General features: G+C 59.5%; 28 protein-coding genes and 1 pseudogene. 2 read left to right on the top strand and 27 right to left on the bottom strand.

The annotated features are described in order from the left end of the window. Positions 1 to 71: 71 nt before the first annotated feature. The 18 genes and pseudogenes from AC07VU_RS21660 to AC07VU_RS21575 all read right to left on the bottom strand — a co-directional run bounded on the left by AC07VU_RS21660 (position 72) and on the right by AC07VU_RS21575 (position 12129). On the bottom strand, positions 72 to 875 hold the full coding sequence (locus tag AC07VU_RS21660; RefSeq protein WP_495030447.1) for a hypothetical protein: 804 nt from the start codon (positions 873 to 875) through the stop codon (positions 72 to 74). A gap of 96 nt (positions 876 to 971) precedes the next feature. Next, positions 972 to 1919, bottom strand: coding sequence for a hypothetical protein (locus tag AC07VU_RS21655; protein WP_495030446.1), 948 nt, complete (start codon positions 1917 to 1919; stop codon positions 972 to 974). 201 nt (positions 1920 to 2120) lie between these two features. Beyond that, positions 2121 to 2741 (bottom strand): dihydrofolate reductase family protein, encoded by a 621-nt coding sequence (locus tag AC07VU_RS21650; protein WP_495030445.1) that lies wholly within the window; start codon positions 2739 to 2741, stop codon positions 2121 to 2123. 195 nt (positions 2742 to 2936) lie between these two features. After that, positions 2937 to 3221, bottom strand: a complete 285-nt coding sequence (locus AC07VU_RS21645) for a DUF3077 domain-containing protein (RefSeq protein ID WP_495030444.1) — start codon at positions 3219 to 3221, stop codon at positions 2937 to 2939. A 436-nt stretch (positions 3222 to 3657) separates the two neighbouring features. After that, positions 3658 to 4455, bottom strand: coding sequence for a formyl transferase (locus AC07VU_RS21640; protein WP_495030443.1), 798 nt, complete (start codon positions 4453 to 4455; stop codon positions 3658 to 3660). Positions 4456 to 4862: 407 nt separating this feature from the next. Next, the gene (locus AC07VU_RS21635; protein WP_150050710.1) at positions 4863 to 5147 is read right to left on the bottom strand and encodes a DUF3077 domain-containing protein; all 285 of its coding nucleotides are present in this window, start codon (positions 5145 to 5147) and stop codon (positions 4863 to 4865) included. A 239-nt stretch (positions 5148 to 5386) separates the two neighbouring features. Beyond that, complete coding sequence (locus AC07VU_RS21630; RefSeq protein WP_495030442.1) at positions 5387 to 5797, bottom strand: hypothetical protein; 411 nt, start codon at positions 5795 to 5797, stop codon at positions 5387 to 5389. A gap of 24 nt (positions 5798 to 5821) precedes the next feature. Beyond that, entirely contained in the window at positions 5822 to 6211 is a 390-nt protein-coding gene (locus AC07VU_RS21625) for a hypothetical protein (RefSeq protein WP_274306603.1), read from the bottom strand. Next, positions 6208 to 7668: a PAAR domain-containing protein gene (locus tag AC07VU_RS21620; RefSeq protein WP_277588594.1), complete on the bottom strand. Its 1461-nt coding sequence runs from the start codon at positions 7666 to 7668 to the stop codon at positions 6208 to 6210. The genes AC07VU_RS21625 and AC07VU_RS21620 overlap by 4 nt, the downstream gene beginning before the upstream one ends. Before the next feature lie 188 nt (positions 7669 to 7856). Continuing rightward, complete coding sequence (locus AC07VU_RS21615; protein WP_274306601.1) at positions 7857 to 8096, bottom strand: pyocin S6 family toxin immunity protein; 240 nt, start codon at positions 8094 to 8096, stop codon at positions 7857 to 7859. A gap of 87 nt (positions 8097 to 8183) precedes the next feature. Continuing rightward, positions 8184 to 8423, bottom strand: coding sequence for a pyocin S6 family toxin immunity protein (locus AC07VU_RS21610; RefSeq protein WP_274306600.1), 240 nt, complete (start codon positions 8421 to 8423; stop codon positions 8184 to 8186). 17 nt (positions 8424 to 8440) lie between these two features. Then, a complete protein-coding gene (locus AC07VU_RS21605; RefSeq protein ID WP_274306599.1) occupies positions 8441 to 8842 on the bottom strand; it encodes a pyocin S6 family toxin immunity protein in 402 nt (133 codons plus the stop codon). Next, positions 8793 to 8996, bottom strand: a pseudogene (locus AC07VU_RS21600) (pyocin S6 family toxin immunity protein). Before AC07VU_RS21600 ends, AC07VU_RS21605 begins: the two are co-directional and overlap by 50 nt. A 99-nt stretch (positions 8997 to 9095) precedes the next feature. Continuing rightward, the gene (locus tag AC07VU_RS21595) at positions 9096 to 9335 is read right to left on the bottom strand and encodes a pyocin S6 family toxin immunity protein (RefSeq protein ID WP_495030441.1); all 240 of its coding nucleotides are present in this window, start codon (positions 9333 to 9335) and stop codon (positions 9096 to 9098) included. Positions 9336 to 9348: 13 nt separating this feature from the next. Then, positions 9349 to 10449, bottom strand: coding sequence for a colicin E3/pyocin S6 family cytotoxin (locus AC07VU_RS21590; protein ID WP_495030440.1), 1101 nt, complete (start codon positions 10447 to 10449; stop codon positions 9349 to 9351). Positions 10450 to 10588: 139 nt separating this feature from the next. Next, positions 10589 to 11092: an RES family NAD+ phosphorylase gene (locus AC07VU_RS21585; protein ID WP_495030439.1), complete on the bottom strand. Its 504-nt coding sequence runs from the start codon at positions 11090 to 11092 to the stop codon at positions 10589 to 10591. Continuing rightward, a complete protein-coding gene (locus AC07VU_RS21580; RefSeq protein WP_087087677.1) occupies positions 11092 to 11688 on the bottom strand; it encodes an Xre family toxin-antitoxin system antitoxin in 597 nt (198 codons plus the stop codon). The genes AC07VU_RS21585 and AC07VU_RS21580 overlap by 1 nt, the downstream gene beginning before the upstream one ends. Positions 11689 to 11814: 126 nt before the next feature. Beyond that, positions 11815 to 12129 carry a hypothetical protein gene (locus tag AC07VU_RS21575; protein WP_495030438.1) on the bottom strand — a complete coding sequence of 105 codons (315 nt, stop codon included), beginning with the start codon at positions 12127 to 12129 and terminating at the stop codon, positions 11815 to 11817. A gap of 200 nt (positions 12130 to 12329) precedes the next feature. Here AC07VU_RS21575 and AC07VU_RS21570 point away from each other — a divergent pair, with 200 nt between their 5' ends. Further along, positions 12330 to 13163, top strand: coding sequence for a DeoR/GlpR family DNA-binding transcription regulator (locus tag AC07VU_RS21570; RefSeq protein WP_023969102.1), 834 nt, complete (start codon positions 12330 to 12332; stop codon positions 13161 to 13163). An 18-nt stretch (positions 13164 to 13181) separates the two neighbouring features. Here AC07VU_RS21570 and AC07VU_RS21565 read toward each other — a convergent pair whose 3' ends face one another. From AC07VU_RS21565 to ltnD, 6 genes are all read right to left on the bottom strand, one after another. After that, positions 13182 to 13595 carry a hypothetical protein gene (locus AC07VU_RS21565; RefSeq protein WP_274306595.1) on the bottom strand — a complete coding sequence of 138 codons (414 nt, stop codon included), beginning with the start codon at positions 13593 to 13595 and terminating at the stop codon, positions 13182 to 13184. A 166-nt stretch (positions 13596 to 13761) separates the two neighbouring features. After that, entirely contained in the window at positions 13762 to 14544 is a 783-nt protein-coding gene (gene otnI, locus AC07VU_RS21560) for a 2-oxo-tetronate isomerase (RefSeq protein WP_007931860.1), read from the bottom strand. Positions 14545 to 14563: 19 nt separating this feature from the next. Continuing rightward, the gene (locus AC07VU_RS21555; protein WP_274306594.1) at positions 14564 to 16024 is read right to left on the bottom strand and encodes a GntT/GntP/DsdX family permease; all 1461 of its coding nucleotides are present in this window, start codon (positions 16022 to 16024) and stop codon (positions 14564 to 14566) included. 193 nt (positions 16025 to 16217) lie between these two features. Then, a complete protein-coding gene (otnC, locus tag AC07VU_RS21550) occupies positions 16218 to 16868 on the bottom strand; it encodes a 3-oxo-tetronate 4-phosphate decarboxylase (RefSeq protein WP_274306593.1) in 651 nt (216 codons plus the stop codon). Further along, positions 16865 to 18157: a 3-oxo-tetronate kinase gene (gene otnK / locus AC07VU_RS21545; protein ID WP_495030437.1), complete on the bottom strand. Its 1293-nt coding sequence runs from the start codon at positions 18155 to 18157 to the stop codon at positions 16865 to 16867. Before otnK ends, otnC begins: the two co-directional genes overlap by 4 nt. 10 nt (positions 18158 to 18167) lie before the next feature. After that, the gene (ltnD, locus tag AC07VU_RS21540) at positions 18168 to 19073 is read right to left on the bottom strand and encodes an L-threonate dehydrogenase (protein ID WP_007931868.1); all 906 of its coding nucleotides are present in this window, start codon (positions 19071 to 19073) and stop codon (positions 18168 to 18170) included. 478 nt (positions 19074 to 19551) lie between these two features. Here ltnD and AC07VU_RS21535 point away from each other — a divergent pair, with 478 nt between their 5' ends. After that, entirely contained in the window at positions 19552 to 19905 is a 354-nt protein-coding gene (locus AC07VU_RS21535) for a hypothetical protein (protein WP_007931870.1), read from the top strand. A 52-nt stretch (positions 19906 to 19957) separates the two neighbouring features. Here AC07VU_RS21535 and AC07VU_RS21530 read toward each other — a convergent pair whose 3' ends face one another. The 3 genes from AC07VU_RS21530 to AC07VU_RS21520 form a co-directional block, all read right to left on the bottom strand. After that, the gene (locus AC07VU_RS21530; protein WP_277588585.1) at positions 19958 to 20995 is read right to left on the bottom strand and encodes a hypothetical protein; all 1038 of its coding nucleotides are present in this window, start codon (positions 20993 to 20995) and stop codon (positions 19958 to 19960) included. Continuing rightward, the gene (locus AC07VU_RS21525) at positions 20992 to 21981 is read right to left on the bottom strand and encodes a DUF2157 domain-containing protein (protein WP_495030436.1); all 990 of its coding nucleotides are present in this window, start codon (positions 21979 to 21981) and stop codon (positions 20992 to 20994) included. Before AC07VU_RS21525 ends, AC07VU_RS21530 begins: the two co-directional genes overlap by 4 nt. Before the next feature lie 298 nt (positions 21982 to 22279). Then, positions 22280 to 22552: a DUF4242 domain-containing protein gene (locus AC07VU_RS21520; RefSeq protein WP_007931876.1), complete on the bottom strand. Its 273-nt coding sequence runs from the start codon at positions 22550 to 22552 to the stop codon at positions 22280 to 22282. Between the last annotated feature and the right edge of the window lie 91 nt (positions 22553 to 22643).

Below are 22643 nucleotides of genomic sequence, written 5' to 3'. Positions count from 1 at the left end.
CATTCATAACATTTGTGCTGACCGGCTCTAGCGCGCCCCCAATGAGCAAAGTGAACGACTTGAAGCGCTTATTATGTGCTCCTTATGATCTCTTTGGTTGAATATGTAATAAAACTTAATAAAGAAAAACATTTCAGCGAATTTATTTCTGTGCCGTAGTCCAAGTGTTTTCGGTGACCATGAAGTATGCCATTTCTATTTGGGGCTTTGTTTTTAGCTTGGGCGGTGGTCTTCGATATTCCTGCGTTGTGGTGATTTTTTAGCTTGAATGGCTCAAGAAATATATTTGTGAGCATGTTTATTTCGATCTGCCCGTTATCGATTAGATCTTTTATTCTCTCCTCTGTTTCATTCTTGGCAAATAGAAAGCTTTTCAGTGACTCGCAGCAAATTCCGTCGGCCTGAGCAAGAAATAGCGGTATAGAAGCTATGTAGTTTCCCGACTTATGCAGATCAAAAGCGGTTTCTAATATGTGCGTGCGATTTTGGCAGAGCTCCAGTATTTTTTGTGTTATGTCTTCCCAGTTTTTATTTAAGTGCATACTCATTAGCTCATCGATTGAGCTTGGTTCTGTTTCGGGTGCGTAGAAGAAAGTAAACCAGTTTGGATACCAGCCGTTATCTGCCATCACTGTTACATCTTCTTTCCTTGCCTCTTGCCAGAGCTGCGCGGCTTCTACCACTTTTGCGAAAGTGGTATTAACTTGCTCAAATAATGGTTGGTAAGCCGTGGAGATGTGTTTGACGGCGGATCGCATGACCTCGTTGTGCCTTTGAATATACGGAGGCATGGCCATGTTTAGGTGCTTAGTTATCTGCCGTACAGGTGCTGTAATTCGATCAATTCGTTCAAGGAGATTTTCAAGATTTTTCATGTTTTAAGATACATAACAGTTAGGTAGAGGGAGCGGGCTTTAGTCCGTTCCGAGTGAGTGTATCGAACGACTTGAACCGCTTGTTATGAATGCTTGCTAATTGCTGGATTTCGGTATTATTTCGAAGGTGTATTCAAATTGAGAATTTATGATGCTGTCGAGGATTTCATAGTTACCGTTATCTAGCTTAATGACAGGGAGCTTGATTGAGATCGGGCCGCTTTCACTGTTATGCGCCACCTCAAAAAGCCACGCCAATGCGCCATGCTGATCTTGCTCGTAGGAGGCGACAGACATTGGGATTTCGGTGTGCTCGGATTCCCATTCAAACTCGCAATCCAGACCGATACGTACAAAATCATCATTGTGATAACAGTAAATAGTATCTTCGCCGACAATGCTAAACGATACATTTCCCACACCATGTTTGATGGTCGACTGGCTAATAAGTAAGTTCTGGTTGTTTTTAATTGAAGCCCTGCATATCTCCAATAATGAAATCATGTTTATTTTATCAAGAGACCATATTTTGTCTCCAAGCTCATATTGTAGTGATTTTAGCCCTAGCTTTGCAATTTGGCCTGGCCCAACATATGACCTCATACTTCGAATGTGCTTGATGCTTATATGTTGATACTGAAAGATGAATTTTATAAAATCCAAGGGGATTTTTTCCGGTGACAGATCCTTTAATGTGACAAGAAATATTTTTGAGCCGGATTGTCCAGCTTTCTCCTTGATACTGGAAGCAAAGTCCTTCCTAGAAACACATATAAGATGTTGGGCTCCAACATCTTCAATTTTTCCTAGCCAGCCACGGAAGGTATTAATGTCGACTTTAGAGTTGCGATCTTGTACTTCGACAATTGTAAGTGTCTCTCTGGGAGGCGATCCATTTCTTATCACAATGTCACACTGAGCAGTGTGGCCTTGTGTTGAAGTCAACACCGGAAGAAATACGTTTTGTTCTATTCGTGCTGTAGGTGAGATAGAGCGCTCAATTATCTCTACAATCTTTTCAAGGTCATCACCTGGCTTGCTCATTCTTGCTTCTCAAAAGAATATCTGTGGGCAGTAGAGATTCAGCACAGCAGGTCGACGCTACCGATTTGCCACTAGTTTGTCCACAGGCTGCTTTTGGCCGTTAGCAATCACTTACAACCGATCGCTTCCCCCTAAACGAACACCTAGGAACCTCTACTCCCCCAGGTACCGGAAGTAACTGTCGGCTAAAGCACTGGCTTTCTATTCTTCAAACGTTCCTGTACGTACCTCGCCACTATGAACGTAACGGGTAATCAGCACCCCGCCAGTCGTACTGGTCGACTTCACCAACGTGAAGGCCGACGCTTGTGCATGATCATCAAACAACCGCTTGCCGCGTCCCAATACGATAGGAAAGATCATCAGCCGCAACTCATCCACCAATCCGGCCGTAAGCAGTTGGCGCACCAGTTCGCCACTGCCCTGGGTCAACAAGTGGGCACCGTCCTGCTGCTTGAGGGTATGTATGGCGTCGGCAAGGTTTCCTTGCAGCGCATGGCTGTTGTGCCAATCAAGCGTCTCGGGACTATGGGTGGCCACATGCTTGGGCACGCGGTTGAACAGGTCGGCGATGGCGCTGTTGTTTGAGCCGGCCTGTATGTGCGGCCAATACCCGGCAAATATGTCGTAGGTGCGCCGCCCCAGCAGCAAGTCGAACGGCTGCGAGAACAGCTCCTGCATGGCCTGGCCGAAGGCTTCGTCGGCGTAGGGCACTATCCAGCCGCCGAAGCGGAATTCGCCGCTGGTATCTTCTTCAGGCCCGCCGGGCGCCTGGATAACGCCATCCAGGCTCATGAAAGCGGCAACGATTAGCTTGCGCATGGTCTTCTCCTGGTTCGTCCGCGTAAAAGTGCTCAGGTAGGGGGCGCCGACGCTCATTGCGACCCATCGGCTTCGTTCCCTGAAAGATAGTCGAACCAGACTCTGGGAAATCGACAGTGCGATGCGGGGTAACCACCCTAAAAAACGCCGCTTCCCTGCCACCCAGAAACGGCGCTCTGCAACATCATCCCTCCACTAAACCTTCAGCACCTCCTCTTCCCTCAAGCCCAATCCCACATCATCGATCACCGCCTTGCCCATCTCCGCCAGAAAGTGCGCGGCCCAGGCGTAACGTTCGCCCTGCTCTTCCATGGCGGCATCGAGGGCGAGCTTCTTGGCGTAGTACAGCAGGATCGACGCGTGCTCCAGGGCTTGGTGCAGAGGCACGTCGGCGTTGACGCGAAACAGGGTTTGATCGGCATCGCCGCAAGGGCCGAAGGTGACGAAGCCGAGGGTTTTGACAGAGGTCGAGATGCTCATAGCCCACCTCCCTTTGCTCTTGGAAAGCGGGAGTAATTGGGCAGGGAAAGGAGATTAGAAAAACAGCGATCTGCAAGTGTTTTGCCAGCGCGCATGATTGAACTCCATATCGTTGCGCCTGTATCAAAGTCGGGCGACCAAACCCGATCACTGCGTTTGCAGCGACGATCAAAAGGCTAGTCTCGGGCTCTATACAGGGCAACGACAAAGGCGTGGCAGTTTATGTCTAACCCCGTCGTCTTGGAAATATCTGGAGTGCGGTCACTCAGGACGGGCTGCGCTCTGCGCGGGGTATCGAGGAGTCGGCCTATCCGGCCAGGGTCGCAACTGGAAACACAGCCATGCAGCCGCTCACGCGAGACGGTCAGATTCAACGCTGGAAAAACGCCAGATCAATGCCTCGCCAGCCCGGTGAACCTCTTCCTTCGTTCAACGCTCAAAGCGTGCGCGTGCGCAACGGAAAGCCGTACGACTCGAAAAGATCCCAGACGTCCTCGCGATCGAAGAGCCGCCACCCCAGTGTGGTGAAGCGCATCAGGTCATCTTCGCTGGGAAAGGAGTAGTAGGCCCCTGCCGATGGATCCTGAGGCGCCCCCGTCATGGACTCGCCGCGCTCCAGGCGTCTGATTGCGTCCAGGATGAGGCCCGCGCCTGGTTGATAAAGTGCAAGGATGTGCCACAGCAAGGAGCGCTCCTTTTCGACCGCCACCCGCGCCGTCTCAATGATGCGACCCACATCAATGCCGGGACTGTCTATCCAATGGAGCGTACAGCCGATCTCCGGGTCACCATTGAGCAGCGCCCGGAACGTCGCGAGAACGCCTCGATAGTGAGGCAAGAGGCCAGAGTGAAGGTTGAGGACGCCGCGTGACGGAATGACCAACGCGTCATTGGAGAGGATTTGACCAAAGCGGATTGAGACAAACAGATCTGCTCCCGCCTCCCGCAGCATTTGCAGGCCCTGCGGTTCCCGCAAGCTGGGCAATACCCGCACAGGCACCCCAAAGCGTTGCTGCAGTTCTGCAAAACCGAATCGATGCCCGCTGCCGACCTGGTCGCTCGATCCGATCAACCCCGGAGCCAAGGCATTGAAGAAGTCCTGCTCGATCAATGCGAGTTGTCCGAGCATGCGGGGTACCTTGCTGCCCGTTCCCACTTTCTCCGAGAGGAAGATCCCCACTGTGCTCTCGTGAATCTCGGGCAACAGGAAGTTGAGAGTGAGGTTGCTCTCCACGTCTCGGTTCACCAGAAAAGCGATTCGCAACTTCAGACCTCCAACAGACCGACCTTGAGAGGCAGCGACGGTCAATTCAACCCAAGCGGATCGATCCCATTCCCATTGCTTTTACACGACGTAAGGACGCAAAGCCCGATCTGCTCAATCAATTTCGGCATCAGACCTAGCATAGTTGCTCTTTGTCATCGCTACGTCCCCGGGCAGCTCCCGACCGATACGACGCCCCAGCAGCAAATCGAACGGCTGCGAGAACAGCTCCTGGATAGCCCGGCCGAAGGGAACGCCGACGATCATTGCGATCCATCGGCTTCATTCCCTGAAAGATAGTCGAACCAGACTTTGGGAAATCGACGCCGCTTCCCTGCCCCCCAGAAACGACGCCCTGCCCAACATCCCCCTACCTGTTAAGCCTGCAACACCTCCTCTTCCCTCAGCCCCAACCCCACATCATCGATCACCGCCTTGCCCATCTCCGCCAGAAAGTGCGCGGCCCAGGCGTAACGTTCGCCCTGCTCTTCCATGGCGGCATCCAGGGCGAGTTTCTTGGCGTAGTACAGCAGGGTCGAAGCATGCTCCAGGGCTTGGTGCAGAGGCACGTCAGCGTTGACGCGAAACAGGGTTTGCTCGCCGTCGCCGCAAAGACCGAAGGTGACGAAGCCGAGGGTTTTGACAGGGGTGGAGGTGCTCATAGTGCACCGCCATTTGCTCTTGGGAAGCAGACGTAATTGAGCAGGAAAAGGAGATTAGAAAAGCCGCGATCTGCGGACGACTTGTCGGCGCACATGATTGAACTCCATATCGTTGCGCCTGTATCAAAACGGGTTACCAAGCCCGATCACTGCGTTTGCAGCGACGATCAAAGGCTAGCTCTGGGCTCGATACGGGGCAACGACAAAGGCGTGGCAGTTTATGTCCGAACCTCGGGGCCTTAAAGTCCGCCTTTTTTTACATAGTTCCAACACACAACCATTGCTCCGCCGACCAAAAAACCACCCACGGCCAACGCAATATTCACGATATGCAACAGGACCAGCTTGCGCTTCAGGGGCGATGGAAAAGCGTCCAAGTCCGCCTGACTGACTCCGCCGTGACGAAGATAGATTCCGGGAAATGTCATGATTCCCGCAATCGACGCCGTGAGCATGACTGTCCCCCACGGCCCGACGTGCATAAGAAACCTTCTTTGCTGTATTGCTTGGCAATTCTCAAGATGGCCCAGCATTTCCTCCATACGTGAATACCCGACATACAGAAAAACACCCATCAGGGCAAAGGCACCAACAAGTATTCCGGCAAATGTGAATGCAAGCACAACTGCCGCCAGGTTAAGCAGGCCCAATTGAAAACCTCATAACGCCACTTATCACGGTCTGATCAACTTCAGAACAACAAACTCAACTATTAGACAGACCAGGAATACTAACTGCATGTTAAACATTACAATCAGTCTCCGCTTGAGCGGCTCAGGAAAATTAGCTACATCGCCAGCATCCATCAGTCCTTTTCTAATTTGATAGCTAGAGTATGCCAAGGCACCCGAAATCATCCCTATCATTAAAAAGCGCCCCCAAGCGCCCATATAAAGATAATACCTTTGATTATTTACTACCTTGCAGTTTTTTACATACCCCAAAATTTCATCCATTCGGGTGCAGCTCAGATAGAAATACACCCCAGCAGTAATTCCCCCGCCCAAAAACGTGGCCACACCCAAAAAGGTAAGCACGTACTCCGCCGTACTTAACTTACTCATTGCCCGACCTCATAAATATTTTCTCCGAGGAGCTCTCCAAAGGCCCCTCCGCCCTTCCCTGCCAAATAGCTCCCCGCTCCAACCACCACCAAGCCACAGACAACACCGCCCATCCCCCCTGTAGGAACAGCAACTGCAGCACAGATGGAAGTCATAGCCTGGGTTAAAACCGGGCTGGCAATTGCCCCTCCGAACACCCCACCAACAAAACTCCCCACCTCAGTAAACTTCACCTTCTCGCAAGCCTCTTTATTCCCCGCAGAACAAACATCCTGAACCTTCACATAAGACGCGCCACCGCCCAAAGCCGTCCCAATCCACCCCCCATACTTGAGCACCGTGGAAGCCTTCGACACGCCCTCGATATGCGTTGCATACCCCGGTATCTGCCCCACTGCTCCCGCTTTGGTCCAATGATGGACCAGGCTGCGGCTGGAAATCCCCAGGGCGGTTTTCAGGTCCGGGTGGTCGGGAAAGGCGATGCTCATTTTCGTGATGGCGGTGAGGTTTGCGTCCAGCCGGGCGAGCAGCGTCCGCCGTTCGGCGAAGAACTGGACGCTGCGTAGATGCCCATCCCGCAGGAAGTAGGTTTGGTGGAGGGATTCGATAGCCTGCAAGGTTCTTTTAATGCCGTCCAGATGGTTGCCCGCGGCAGCGGTCGCGACCCCAAGGTTGGTTGAGCCATAAGACAGCACGGACTCGATCTGCTGCCGGTACTGGACCATAAAGGCCGCCTCCTCGGCCGTGAGGGTGTCCAGCGCGGCGCTGACCTTTTGCGCTGCGTCCATCAGCAGTGCTTCTTCACGGCTGCACTGTTGGTTTTCAGGATGGCTGAGGACCACCATCTGGCCGGGTTTGGCGGTGTCCGTCAGTTGGGGGTTGAGCCGACGAAACTTCTCCAGGAGGGCCGCGTCGGGCCGACCGAAAAGCACCACTTCGAGGGCTGCACGGCTCATCGGGGACTGAACGATATAGAAGCCCGGCTCTACGCTTTGTTGCAACAACTGAGCGGGCTCTGACAGAGCCGTTTCGCTTATGGGCTCCAGCCCCTTCACCTGATCACGCGGCAGCGAATCGGCGAATTCGTTTTGCGGATAGCCCCGCCTGATCGCTTCGGCCCATTGCTGGGTATTCGCCACAACTTGCGGCACCAAGGCGGCGGGAACAGGGACCGCTGGCTGATTATCCGAGAGGACAGAATATTGAGTGGCGACAAGACGGTTAGAACCTACAGGGCAGCCACACTGAACGGCGCACCCTTCTACCGCGATAGCCTGTTGGTTATCCAGCCATGTGTCATGGCCCTCCGCGATATACCCCACCGACTGGCACACCGGGCACCACACCGGGTCGGTAATGCGTGCAACTTTGCGGTACTCAACGATGGTCGTTGACGAACCTGCGATAACCTTTCCACCGGTCGTGGTCGGGTCTCCTTCCCTGATGACATAGGCCATGAGTACATCCTGAGTGTCTGAAAAATTCAGGCACCGACCCTATCAATGCAGAAAAGTCGTAAATATCAGAGCTTTCCCAAACCTCCGTACTAAAAACCTTTGCTAATCGTAGGGGACGAGAAGAACGATCAGAACTTCCTGATTTCGCCCTTCAATGGGTCGACAGGGATCACGGATGATGGGTGGAGCTAAGCCACCACACCAATAAACAAATCGAGGTGATCGGGTAAGGATTCTTTGATGGCTGCGGCTATCTGTCTGACCTGCTCCTTGGTGAGCGGCAACTCGCCATCGGCTTCGGCCGCCAAGCTCTGCCAACCCAATATTTCCATTACGGCCTGTTCAAACTCAGATGAGACTTTCAGCTTGTACTGCAATGAGTCGTCGTTAGCTTCGTCAGGTAGAAAGCCTGTGATGCGCAAGTACATAAAACGCCTCTTCATTTGAGTGTGGTTCTTCCCTGCGCAGAGCGTCCTACTCATAAACGTTCCTGAGCTATCGCCCCAACAATGGCGCTACGCGACGACACCAATAAATAAATCGAGGTGATCGGGTAAGGACTCCTTGATGGCTACGGTTATCTGACTGACCTGCTCCTTGGTCAGTGGCAACTCACCATCAGCCTCAGCGGCTAGGCTTTCCCAGCCCAAGATGTCCATGACCTTCTGTTCAAATTCTGGAGCGACGCCCAGCTCATATTTTAATGACGTGCCATCAAAGCCATCGGGTAAAAAGCCGGTGAGGTACAGGTGCATAGGCCGCATCCCAATTTCTAGGCAAAAACGCTAATACAGATATCCAGATCACTCGGTATGGGTTTTCCAAGCACATTCTCAATCTGCCTGACTTGTGCTGAGGTTAACTCCATAACGCCATGTCTCACGCCCTCTTCGAGGGAGCCCCAGCCGACCAGATCAAGCACGGTCTGATTGAATTCCGGTGCTACGTCCAGTTCAAATTGCACAAATTCATTTTCGTGACCATCGGGGAAAAAGCCTGCGATACATAAAAACATAAGGGTCTGCTGGCCTCGTTCATTCCGTCGCTGCAGAGTCGAACTCCCTGCCTTTTTGTCATCCTCACCCGCACCGTACCGAGTGCCCCACTCATCGATGTTTCCTGAACTATCGACCCAACAGGGACGCTTCAACCCCAATAAAAATATCCAGATCATCAGGAATGGGTTCTTTGATCAAAACAGCGATCTGCCGAGCCTGCTCCACCGTCAACAACCACTCCCCGCTTGCCATTGCGTTGAGGCTTTTATGGCCCAGCAGAGCTACGATCTGCTATTCGAATTCAGGCGCTACGTCCAGCTCGTATTTCAATGAGGTGTCGCTGAAACTGTCTGGCAAAAAGCCGGTGATACACAGATATATAAAGCACTCCTATTTTTCTGCTGTTCGTCCAGACATGATTCACCCGCTCTACGCAGTTACGCCGATGAACAAATCCAAGTCTGCTGGAAGAGATTTGCCAATAATCTTTGCAATCTGCTGTACCTGCATCGTGTTAAGCAGCCAATCGCCCTCGGGGCTGTTTTCCAAGTCTGTCCATCCAAGAGTATCCAGGACTTTTCGTTCAAACTCGTGAGGTACATTGAGCTCGTACTTCAGTGAGTCGTCTTCGTTATCGCCTGGCAAAAAACCGCTAATCCATAAAAACATGCTGATAGCCTCTCTATTTTGGGGTTGTTCTACCGGCTTTGGCAGGTTTGGTTTGCTCGCCTGTTTCAGGGTCGAACTCACCAAAATGTATGGTTCCTTGCGAGTTGAAAATTTCAACTCTTCCGTGCTGGCTGTCCCATTCGTAAATACGGCCTTTACGATCCTTCCAGCGTCGTCGCATGCCGCCGCCTCCTTGGACAGGTTTTTTATCCTTTGCTGGTTTAGCGTCTGGAAAAGCAGCAAGTTCTTTTGGAGGTTTGTGGTACTTAAGGTCTCCGCCGCCCTTGGCGCTTATCGATAGGTAGATCGGAGCAATCTGGGGCTTGTCAGGAAACCAGATAATCGCATCCCGGTAGTCAGGCGGATGTTCCGGGTTGACCAGTATCTTATCGGCCTGTTCGGTCGGCGGGTACACCCATACCCCAGGCTTCAACGAAACACCTTCCAAGGCAGGGATTCCTAGCACAGCCTTTGGGTCAGCTGCCGGGGTCCATATGACCTCTAGTCCATTCCCAATGTCCGCTACCAGTTGGTCGCCCCGCACTTTCGCTTCGATGACAGGCACCTGCTGCCACTCTGCCTTGGTCCCGGTATAGAACCCATACACGCTCACAGAGCCATCCGGCAGGTGTTTTACGTTGACCCGTACACGGGTGTTCCCTTGGCTCAACTGCGCGTATTGCTCGGAGGTATAGAAGGCGCTGTCGGCCGACGTATCGTCAGGCAGCAATAACGCGGCGAAGCCCACAGCCGTGGAGCCCGCCAAGGCCAGGCTGCCTCCCAGTCGGGCTGCGAGGGCTGAAGCACTCGCTGAACCACCAATCCATTGCAGTGGAGCAGCGCCTGCGGCTATCGGCGAGCCGGTGCTCAATACCGCAAAGGTGCCGTACTGTTTCAACGACTCGACGGGCACAAAACCACCGGGGTTGCTGTGGTTTATCACCCCATTGGGCAAGGTGCAGGACTTGGCGAAGACACAGCCAACAGAACCAGGTTTTGCCTCTGGTTTAGCTGGCAGGTCTTTGTATTCGGCCCAACGCTGTTCACCGATATCGACAGGCTCCACGCCTCTATTGCGATAGCCCTTCGGGGCGTTGGGTACATAGCCGCTCATCCGTGTCCACTTCCACATCGTCCATAAAAAAGCCCCCATCAGGATGGGGGCAAGTTTGGTTGCAGTTGGCAACGGAACGTTACGCTAAGTGGCGACAGCCGGGGTGTAGGAAGATTCTGAAATTGCTCGCACTGCTGCGCTACACGACATGCTCCGGCGGACTCAACCGCCCATCCAGCGCAAAGCGCTCCTGCAACACCAGCTCATACAACCCCGTGGCCAGCAAGGGGTTGATCAGCAGGTTCCAGCTATGGCGCGACACGCTGGAGGGGATCAGCACGAAGGCGTGCTGCTCCAGCAGGCTGGCGCCGAAGGCTTGTTGGCTGTGGCTGGGGGTGCCGGGGATCAGCCAGTTGGGGTTGGGGATGTCTTCGGGGCGGACGGTGTGGACCCGCGACGGGTCCAGCACCCGGGCCGCGGTCAGGGTGTGGGGCAGGCAGTCGAGGGCCTTGAAGCCCTTGTGCACCGCCACTTCCAGGATGGCGGTCGAGGCGTCCAGGCTGGCGTACACCACTTGCACCCCCTTGGGGTTCCAGCGCCCGCCGCTGCCTTCGGCGCCAATGCCGCTGTTCCAGGTCGAGGCATGCCGGGCCTGGTCGAGGCGCCAGAAATGCAGGGCCGAGGCCAGGGGGTCGGTGAGCATCAGTAGACCCCGAACTCGAGCCGGTGCAGAAAGTCCGTCACCAGTTCATAGCCCACCGGGTTGGCCAGCAGGTCGATGGGGACTTCGCCATCCAGGCCCAGCGCCGGCTGGGTCATCCAGTCTTCGGCCAGCGCCCGGGAGCCCAGCACCGCCTCGGCCTTTTCCAGCACTTGCGCGTAGTGCAAGGCGCGGGCGCTCTGTTCGGGGGTCAGGGCCTGGTCCTGGTTCTTCAGGCGCCGCGCCAGGGTGCGCTCGGAAAACCCAACGATCTTCGCCAGCACGTTGTAGCGCTTGAAGGCCTCGACCGACTCCACCAGCTCGATCACCGCGCCCAGGGAGAACCCCAGCTGGGTGGCCCTGAACACCGCCATCGGGTCATCGGCGTCAGTGCCCGGCAGCAGCCCGCGCACCATGGGCGAAGGCAGCGCATAGACCGCCGCCTCTTCGCGCAGCAGGTTGGCCTTGGGGCCGCGGATGCGGCTGGCGGAGGGCTTGCGGGGTTCGACCTTGGCGATGGCCTTGGGCGCACTGCCCTTGGCCTTCTCAGCCTCGGCCGAAGGTTTCACGGTGGCGGTTTTCTTGGCGGCGGCGGTCATGATCATCTCCCGGCCTGATGACAGATGGCATTCACTTTAATGCCATTTGGCAAAAGAAAGAACCGCCAGCTTACCAACGGTCGTCAGGCCCCGGTGACGCTTCGCCGGCATGAGTCACGGCGCGGCTCAGCCATGCGCCCTCTCCAACGCCCCCTCGATATTCTCGGTGGCAACCGCAGTGCCCTCCAGCCACAGGCTGTTGTCGGCCAGGCGAATGCTCAGGCAAATTGCCTCACGCTCTCCGGGGTACTTGCGCAACAGCAGCTCCACCGCCGCCGTCGATGGGGAGCAGGACACCAGGTCCCACGGCCCGCCACTCAGGTCCAGCAGCACCCGGCCATCGCGAGCATCCACCACCCTGGGTGCATACACCCAATGGCTCATGCGCATTTCATGGGGCTCGACGCTGATCGTCAGGTGTTCATAACGTCTGGGGTCCATGACCGCTCCTTGGTAACTGCTTGCCGGTCGATAGCCGTCACGCGCAATGCAGGAATATCGCGTCATCGTTCTTCGCGCGCAAGCTGCGCTCCTACAGAAGCAGAGCCATGCGGCCCTATACGGGTTCTCGTCCACGCCTCGCGGATTCGCTACTATGTCCGCCAGTTACCTGCCTTCTGCCCAGCCACTGCGGAGCCTCAATGCCCAACCCCAAGGACATCGCCAGCGATAGCGGCGCCCCGATGATTCCCGAGCAGCGTCGCGAGCTGATCCTGCGCCAGTTGCGCAAGCACCAGGTGTTGAGCGTGCATCAGTTGATGGAGATGTTCGACTGCTCGCACATGACGGTGCGTCGCGACATTGCCCTGCTGGAGCAGGAAGGCCGGGCCTATTCGGTGACAGGTGGGGTGCGCATCGCCAGCCAGTTGCACAGCGAGCCGAGCCACCAGAGCAAGGCGGTGGTCGAGCTGCCGCAGAAGCAGGCCATGGCCCGGCTGGCGGCGCGTTTACTGCACGCGGACATGACGGTGTACCTGGACGCCGGCACCAGCACCCTGGAGATCGTGCCGTACATCAAGGCGCTGTCGGGCATGACCGTGGTGACCAATGACTTCGGCATCGTCCAGGCGCTGATGGAGGCGCCGCAGGTGACGGTGATCCACACCGGCGGCCAGCTCGACCACGACAACCATTCCTGCGTCGGCGGGCTGGCGGTGGCGACTCTGCGTCAGGTGGTGACCGATATCGCCTTCATGTCCACCAGCTCCTGGGACCTGCGCCGCGGCATCACTACGCCGTCGGCGTTGAAGGTCGAGGTCAAGCAGGTGGCGATGCAGTCGGCATCCCAGGTGGTGCTGGTGGCCAGCAGTTCAAAGTACGGCACCTTCAGCATGTACCGCATCGCCGGGCTGGAGCAGTTCGACGTGATCATCAGCGACGACGACCTGGCCCAGGCCGCGGCGGACGGGATTCGCAAGCAGGGAGTGGAACTGCTGCTGCCCTCCGACCCGGAAGTCAAGGCGGCCAAGGACTGACAGCCAGCCGAGCGCGTCTCAGCGGTGTTTTTTTCTGAACCACAGCACGCAGGCGATATCCCGCAGGTCTTCGCTCAAGCCGTCGAGGGCCACCCGGGTAGTGCGGCGAATGCGCCGCAGCCACTCCACCACCGCGCACAGGCTGGCGAAAAAGAACAACAGCACGAACAACTGGCGCAGGCCAAAGCCCTGGTCCAGCCCCTGGGCGCGGAAGTGGTTCCACAGCCAGAGACCGCAGGCGGCGCTCAGCACCACCAGCAGCACGCTGGCGATATTGATCCACTGACCAAGAATGGTGGTACGCCGGGCACGGCGGTATTCACGCTCGATGCGCTCCAGGGTCACGGTGGGGATCTGTTCCCAATGCAGATCGTGCGGGCGACAAGGCGCGTCGTCCAGGCCCGACTGATCGACGAATATCGACTTTTCCATGCTCCCCGCTCCCATTGATGGCACCAGTGATGGCCCTGGCGACAGGGAGCCAATGTACCCGCAGCTGGGGAGCGAAGGCCGACACCTCCAGAAATGTTCAGATTCCCGCAGAATCACGGCTAGCGGGCGGCACGCACTGACCAGCGCCACCGCCCTGCCCGCCCCCTCAGAAGGCTTTCCAGTCCCGTAGCCATTGCAGGCCGGCCGAGGTGTCGCCGCGCGGTCGATACTCGCAACCGACCCAGCCGTCGTAGCCCAGCTGGTCCATCAGCGCGAACAGGTAGGGGTAGTTCAACTCGCCCAGGTCCGGCTCGTGGCGGTCCGGCACGCCGGCGATCTGGATATGGCCGATGCCGGCGAAGTCGCGGCGCAGCTTGGTCGCCAGGTCGCCCTCGACGATCTGGCAGTGGTAACAGTCGAACTGCACCTTGAGGTTGCTCGCGCCGACTTCCTTGCAGATCGCCTGGGCCTGGTCCTGGCGGTTGAGGAAGAAGCCCGGCATGTCGCGGGTGTTGATCGGCTCCAGCAGCACGGTGACCCCGACCTTGGCCGCCTGGGCGGTGGCGTAGGCCAGGTTCTCCAGGTACACCGCGTGATGGCGTTCGCGCAGCTCTTCCGAGGGCAGCAGGCCGGCCATTACATGAATCCGCGAGTTGCCCAGCACCGCGGCGTATTCCAGGGCGCGCTCGAAGCCGGCGCGGAACTCCGCCTCGCGCCCCGGCAGGGTCGCGGTGCCCCGCTCGCCCGCCGCCCAGTCGCCGGGTGGTGCGTTGAACAGCGCCTGGACCAGGCCGTTGTCGCTCAGGCGCTGCTTGAGTTCCTGGGGGCTGTAGTCGTAGGGGAACAGGTATTCCACCGCTTCGAAACCGTCGGCCGCCGCGGCGGCGAAACGCTCGAGAAACCCGTGTTGCGGGTAGAGCATGCTTAGGTTGGCAGCAAAACGAGGCATGTTGGCTCCTAAAAACGGCTCAGACAAAAGGCCAGATCAGCAAGGTAATACAGAAACCCAGGGTACCGAGCAAGGTAGTGATGACCGTCCAGGTGCGCAGGCCGTCGGCGACGTTGAGCCCGGCGAGCTTGGTAAAGATCCAGTAGCCGGCGTCGTTGATATGCGACATCGCCAGCCCGCCACCGCCCATGGCCAGGCACAGCAGCGCCATGTGGTTGGGGGTCAGGTCAAGGGTGGCGATCAGCGGGCTGATGATCCCGGCGGTGGTCACCAGGGCCACAGTGGTCGAACCCTGCACCGCGCGCAGCAGCATGGTCAGCAAAAAGCCCAGGGCCAGCACCGGTAGGCCGGTGGTGCGCAGCAGGTCGGAGACCACCGCGCCGATCCCGGTGTCCACCAGCACCTTGCCGAACACCCCGCCGGCCCCGGCGATCAGGATCACCATGGCCACGCCCGGCAAGGCCGAGCCGATCACGTCCGACACCTGATTGCGGCTCCAGCCACGGCGCGAACCCAGCAGCCAGGCGCACAGCAAGGTATCGATCAGCAGCGCCACCAGCGGCGCGCCGAGTACGGTCATGACACCGCGCAGGGCCGACTCGGCCGGCAGCAGCGAAGTGGCCAGGGTGCCCAGCAGGATCAGCACGATCGGCAACAGGATCAGGCTGACGATCAGGGCGAAACCGGGCGCGGGCGCCGGTGGTAGCTTGGCGACTATGGCGCTGGTGGACTCTTCCAGACCCATGTGGGACGCCGCCACCGCGGCCTGTTGCGGGTCCTTGGCATTGCCGTTGGTCCAGGCCAGCAGGTCCTCGTTGGTCACGTGAGGGCCGTAGACTTCGGCGCGGATGTCGTCGGTCATCGGGTAGAAGCGCCGGGTCATGCGCCCAGCCACGCGGTAGCCGACGTAGCACAGGAAAGCGGTGATCGGCAGGCCGAACATCAGCACCCGGCCCAGGTCGGCGCCCAGCTGGCTGGCCGCGGCCACAGCGCCCGGATGGGGCGGCAGGAACGCATGCACGGTGAGCAGCGCCGCGCACATCGGCAAGGCGAACACCAGCAGCGGCTTGCGCGCCCGGCGGGCCACGCCATAGGCCAGCGGCATAAGGATGATCACCCCGACTTCGAAGAACACCGGTACGCCGATGATGAACCCGGCGATGGTCAGCGCCAGCGGCGTGCGGCGGTTGCCGAAACGCTCGATCAGGGTCTTGGCCAGGGCCTCGGCGCCGCCGGACAGCTCGATGATCCGCCCGATCATGGCGCCGAGGGCGATGATGATCGCGATATGGCCGAGGGTCTTGCCCATGCCGCCTTCGATGGTCGCCACCAGGTCGGCCGGTTTCACCCCGGCCACCAGCGCCACCAGGATGCTCACCAGCATCAGCGCGACAAAGGGCTGGAACTTGTACTTGAGCACCAAAAACAGCAGCAGCGCAATGCCCGCGCCGGCCGTCAACATCAGGATAAGCGGGCTCATTGCGCGGGCCCTCCCTCATAAGAGAAAGAAGCGCCGGTGAAGCCAAAACAGCTGCAGTCAGGGAACGTCATGCGGGGATGTCCTGTTGTTATTGTTTTTTAAAGGCAAGCCGGGGCCGTCGAGAGCCTGACGACGGCTCCCGGGCAGTGCTTGCAATGTCGGTTTACAGTTTCGAGTTGCAGCGGCGCGCTACCTACCAGTGCGCGCCGAAGGTCTCTCGCAGCTCATCCAGGGCTGCCTGATCCAGCGGCGCGGGCCTGGGGTTGCTCATCAGCCAGAGCCGCGCGGTTTCTTCCAGTTCTTCCAGGGCGTAGCTGGCCTTGGCCACCGAGCTTTCCCAGACCACCGGCCCCAGGCGTTCGAGCATCACCCCGCGCACGCTGTTGGCCAGTTGCGCCACCTGCTCGGCGACCTTGGGCGAACCCGGGCGCTGGTAGCCGATCAGCGGAATGTGCCCGACCTTCATCACCTGGTACGGCGTCAGCGGCGGCAGGATGTCGTCCGGCCTCCATACCCCGGCCAGGGTCAGCGCCACCAGGTGGGTGGAATGGGTGTGCACCACGCCGCCGACGCCCGGGTTGCGGTCATAGACCTGGCGATGCAGGGCCAGGGTCTTGGACGGTTTGTCGCCGGACACCCACTCCCCCGCCAGGTTGACCTTGGCGATGGCCGCCGGGTCGAGGCGGCCGAGGCAGATGTCGGTCGGGGTAATCAGCCAGCCATCGTCGAGGCGCGCACTGATGTTGCCGGCGCTGCCCACGGTGTAGCCGCGCTGGTAGAGGCTGCGGCCGACGTCGCAGATCTCTTCGCGCAGGGCCTGTTCCTTGTTCGCCGCGGCGCTCATTGGCCACCTCCGGCCAGTTGCTTGAGGGCCTTGGCAAAGAAGTCGCGACTGCCGAAGTTGCCGGACTTCAGGGCCAGCGCCAGCGGTTCGCTGGAGTTGCTGATTGTGGCCGGCACGCCCGGGTCGATCTGCGCGCCGATCTGCAGCAGGTTGACCCCCAGCGCCTTGACCACCGCGCCGGAGGTTTCGCCACCGGCAATCACAAAACGGCGCACGCCGTTCTGGCGCAGGCCCGCGGCGATCTCGCCCAGGGCGTTCTCCACCAGCGCGCCGGCGCGTTCGACGCCGAGCTGCTGTTGCACCGCCTTGACCTCCGCCGGGGTGCTGGTGGCGTAGATCAGTACGGTTTCGTCGCTGTCGCGGGCAAAGGCCAGGGCGTTCTCCACCACCGGCTCGCCCGCGGCCAGAGCCATGGGGTCGATGCGCAGGGCCGGACGGTCGGCCTCCAGCCAGGCCGCGACCTGGCCAATGGTGGCCACCGAGGCGCTGCCGGCCAGCACCACTTCGCCGCCTGCAACGGTCGGCAGCGACGCCGCGTCGAAGTCGCGCAGTTTGCCGGCGCGGCGGAAGTTGCCCGGCAGGCCCAGGGCCAGGCCCGAGCCGCCGGTGAGCAGCGACAGGTCGGCGCAGGCGCTGCCCAGGGTATAGAGGTCCTGATCGGACAGCGCGTCGGCGATGGCCATGCCGACGCCCTGCGCGCGCAGTTCGGCGATCTTCGCCCGCACCGCCTCGACGCCCCCGGTGATGCTGTCGTAGCGCAGCAGGCCGACTTTCAGTTGGGTCTGGGCCTGCAGCACGCGCACCAGGTTGGCGTCGGTCATCGGCGTCAGCGGGTGATGCTGCATGCCCGACTCGCTGAGCAACTGGTCCTGGACGAACAGGTGGCCGCGGAAAATGGTCCGGCCGTTTTCCGGGAACGCCGGGCACGCCAGGGTGAAATCACTGTTCAGGGCCTTGAGCAGGGCCTCGCTGACCTGGCCGATATTGCCGGCGGCGGTGGAGTCGAAGGTCGAGCAGTACTTGAAGAAGATCTGCTCGCAGCCCTGTTCGCGCAGCCAGCCGAGGGCCGCGAGGGATTCCTCGACTGCGTCCTGGACCGGCGTGGTGCGCGACTTGAGGGCGATGACGATGGCGTCGGCATCCAGCCCGGCCGCCACTTCGCGGCTGGGGATGCCGATGCTTTGCACCGTGCGCATGCCGCCGCGCACCAGCATGTTGGCAAGGTCAGTGGCGCCGGTGAAATCGTCGGCGATGCAGCCCAGCAACGGGCGTGCGGTGGAATGGGTCATGGAGCGTTCCTCAGACAGGCTCGGGCTTGGCGGTCGGCAGGTCGATGCCCGGGAAAATCTTGATCACCGCCGAGTCGTCCTCGCGGCCGAAACCAGCGCTGGAGGCCTGCATGAACATCTGGTGCGCAGTGGCCGACAGCGGTAGCGGGAATTTGCTGGCGCGGGCGGTATCCAGCACCAGGCCCAGGTCCTTGACGAAGATGTCCACCGCCGACAGCGGTGTGTAGTCGGCCTTGAGGATGTGCGGCACGCGGTTCTCGAACATCCAGGAGTTGCCGGCGCTGTGGGTAATCACTTCGTACAGGGCGTCGGCGTCCACCCCTTCGCGCAGGCCCAGGGCCATGGCTTCGGCGGACGCGGCGATGTGCACCCCGGCCAGCAGCTGGTTGATGATCTTGACCTTGGAACCCAGGCCATGGGCGTCGCCCAGGCGATAGACCTTGCCCGCCATGCCGGCGAGGATCGCTTCGGCCTTGGCGTAGGCCGCAGCCGGGCCGGAGGTCATCATGGTCATCTCGCCGGCGGCGGCCTTGGCCGCGCCGCCGGAGATCGGCGCGTCGAGGTACAGCAGGCCCTGTTCGGCCAGGCGCTCGCCCAGCTCCACGGCGTAGGTCGGCGCCACGGTGGCGCAACCGATCACCAGGCTGCCGGCACCCAAGGCCGACACGGCGCCCTCTCCACCGAACAGCACGGTTTCGGTCTGCTCGGCGTTGACCACTACGGTGATGATCACATCGCAGGCCTCGGCCATCCGCGCCGGCGACGCGCAGGCCACTCCGCCTTCGCTGGCGAACTGCTGGGTGACCGCTTCACGCACGTCACAGGCATGCACCTTGAAACCCGCGCGCAGCAGCGAGCGGGCAATGCCCAGGCCCATCGCGCCCAGGCCGACAACACCGACATTCTTGTTATTCATGGGGTACTCCAGGGGTGACAGCAGCCTGGTCCACACCGGCAAGGCGCGGGCGGCGGGCCGCAGGATGAATGGGAGCACGGGCGGCGGGGGCGACAGGGTCGCCTGGCGGGTGAATCGAGACCTTGTCGGACATCGAGGGCCGTCCTGTGATTTGTTGTTATCAGGTTGTGGCCGATCATCCACCAATGAACAGATTATGTGAAGTATTTTTTCAACCTAACATTTATTAACATTGTCAAACATGAACACCAGGCAGCTCGTGACAGCCTTGCAGCCCGCGCAAAATCAAACGGACGAGCGGTAGCCCATTGCGACCAGCGCACTGATCTGCGTCAACCAAGCGTCTACACTCGAGACCGATGCTGTTAGGCGCAACATCACCGATCAGTGGTACCGCCCTTCATCGCCCCCTCATTGACGGTGGGCACGGGACGGCGCTGTATGGTCAATCCGCAATGCTTGAACAAGGATATTCAACATGGCAAAGATCAATGTATTGGCTGGTGATTTTCTACAAGGGAATGGCGAGTACCGACAGGGCGTCTTCAAGTTGCCGACCGTGACCAACCCCTCGCCGGGCGTCGAGGTCAAAGCTTCCGCATTCAAACACCTGGAAATCGCGACACAGGACAGCATCACCAACAGGGACGCCATTGGCTACGGCATCGCCGGGGCCATGCTGCTGGGTCCGGTGGGTGCGCTTGCGGGCTACCTGATAGCCGGCAAGGAAACCGAGGTGACCTTCATCGGCACCTTCAAGGATGGCCGCAAACTGCTGGCGGCCACAGACAGCGAAACCTACCGGGATATTGAAAAACGACTGACAGCCTAGGGTCCGTCGCCTGCCCATGCCCGCAACCTCAGGCATGGGCTTCTCCCCTTCCCTACACCGATCCGGCTTCGCCCGGCACAGCCCGGCGTTGCTGGCGTTTGCCTTCCAGCCAGATCACCAGCCCCAACAGGCTGCCGCCGGCGATCAGCAGGCTGACGAACCAGCCCAGGGTGTCCGCCAGTTGGGTGAAGAACAGCGTGTACAGCTGGATGATGAAGAAGGTCGCGCCATAGCCCACCAGCATGGAAAAGCGCAGGCGAATGCCCAGTGCCAGCAAGCCCAGGCTGAACGCCGCCCACAGCCCATTGAACAGCACCAACTCGCCGGACTCGGCCAGGTGCCACGGACCGTCGATCAGGTCGTAGCTGCCGAACAGCGACAGCAGCCACAACGACATTTGGGCCATGAATAGCCCGGCGGAAATCCACACCTTGGCAAAGCCACGATAACGGGCCAGCGTCGAGGCCTCGCCCCACAGATGAACAAAGCCGAACAGCACCATGGCCAGGGCCGCGCCGAGGAAGCGCAGCGGGTAGTTCATACCGAACCAGTAGGCGCCCCACCCCGACTCATAACCGCTGCGCCCGCCGAACCAGATAAAGAACAGCACGCTGCACAGGGTCAGCAGCAAGACGTTGTTCAGCACATAACTGAGCGCCAGCAACAGCAGCAGGTCCACCAGCAACAACGCCGGCCAGTTGCCCGAACCGTCGGAGTAGATCATGCCCAGCACCAGGCTCAAGCCGATCAGGGCAAAACCACCGAGCAACTCCAGGGTCGCGCCGAGCAGCTTCAGCTGTTTGCCCAGCAGCCAGCGCCCGGCGACAAACAAGCCGACCATCAACAGGCCAAGGCCGCCCGCCAGTTTCGGCAAGGTGAACGTCAGGTGTTCATGCAGCAGGATCAGCAAGCCCGCCGCCAGGCTGATGGCGCCGAAGGTCAGGAACCAGCGCCCCAGGGAACGCCAGTCCCAGCGGGTCTGCGGGTACAGCTCGGCGAGCCGCGCGTGGGCCTGGGTGTCGATCAGGCCGTCGCGCAGCCATTGGTCCAGGGCGTTGTGCACCTGGCGATTACGGCGATCCGGGTTCATTGGCCAGCCTCCCCGGCGCGCAGCGCGGTGCGTTCGAACAACCAGCCCAGGAGCATGCCGAGGGCGCCGGCCACGGCAAAAAACACCGCGGCGCTCAACTGTTCCCAGGCGTACTCATAAAAGCGCGTGTACAGGTCGATGCCGAGGAACACCACGCCAAAACCGGTGAAGCTGGGGTGCTTGAAGCGCGCGCCGAGTACCAGTTGAACGATGGCGCCCAAGGTGAACAACAGGGTCCAGGTCAGGGTCTGCCGGTAAGCTTCTTCCAGGCTGAGGAACCACAGCGAACAGTTGAAGTACAACAATCCGAAGATCACATACAGCCGTCCGAAGCCACTGAACCGGCGCAAGGCGTGATCCTCGGCGCGCTGGTGCCAGAGCCCCAGGAGCGCAGTCAACGCAGCGATCACGGCCATGGAGCGCGGGTCCTGGATGCCAAAATAGTACGTGCCGGAACCGCCATACCACTCCCACGAACCCAGGCCGTGGAAGACGCAAAGCAGGCCCAGCAGCAGCGGCCAGCGCAGGCGATAGCCATAGGCGGTGGCGATGCTCAGGGCGGCGGTGACCAGCAGCGCCAGGGGCAGGTTGCCGAAGTCGCCGGTCTCGCTGTCGGAGCTGCCCAGCAACAGGCTGGCGCCCATCAGGATCAGGCCAATGGTCAGGATCGCCACCCCGGTGACCGGCATGCGCCGCGCCGGGTCGCGGGCCAGGCGCGCGCCGATCAGCCACAGCCCGACACCGGCGGCGAAAAACAGCACCGCCCCCACCAGCACCGACTCGGCCAGCAGGCCAATGCCGCCCAGCACCGCCATGCCGATCAGCAGCACCGCGCCGATGCCCAGCCATTGCAGGACCGTGGACAAGCGGTGTTCGGGACGTTCGTACAGGGCGCCGAGCCGCTGCTGCGCCTCGGCATCGATCAGGCCACGGTGGCGCCAGTCGGCGATTTCGTGGAGCAACATCTGCTGGTTGGTTTTTCTCATGGCGCTCTTGGGGCTGGGGACATGGGGACCGGCTGCATACCGGCTATAGACTCGACAGCATAGCCAAGCGCTGCGCAGCCGTTTGTCTATCAAGACGCCCAGCGGACCGCCGCGCGGCACGCCGTGACCACAAAAAAAGCTGATCCCAGCTCGTTACTGTATGAGCGAAGCTTGCTCGCGATAGCCGTTAACGATAACGCCCACTGACTGGGTAAACGCGGCGCTCTCACGTTCATCGCGAGCAAGCTCGTTCCTACAACCTCCTTAGCTGTTGGCGCGCGAACCTCGGCGGCAGCCCCTACTCCGCCGTCGTCGGATCGATGATTGACGTGACTCGCGATACCCGGTCCGCCGGAAAACCGCCTAGTCTGGCGTGCTCCCTGACGAGTTCCTCGTCCGGGGAGATATAGACACAATAGATCTTGTCGCCCGTGACGTAGCTATGCAGCCACTGCACTTGCGACCCCAGCTCACTGATAACCTTGCAGGACTTTTGCGAGATCTGTTGCAGATCCTGCGGCGTAAGCGCCCCGGCTTCCGGCATCTCGCGCTCGATGACGAACTTCGGCATGACAACCTCCACTTCGTGAATGGCCGGGGCACGCCGACAAACAGCGTTACCCCGTATATTGGCCGAGGCAGACAGCCCTCGGCGGATCGCC

The organism is Pseudomonas sp. GW821-FHT02B10 (genome assembly GCF_059421865.1).
This window is presented reverse-complemented; position numbering and strand designations above follow the sequence as displayed.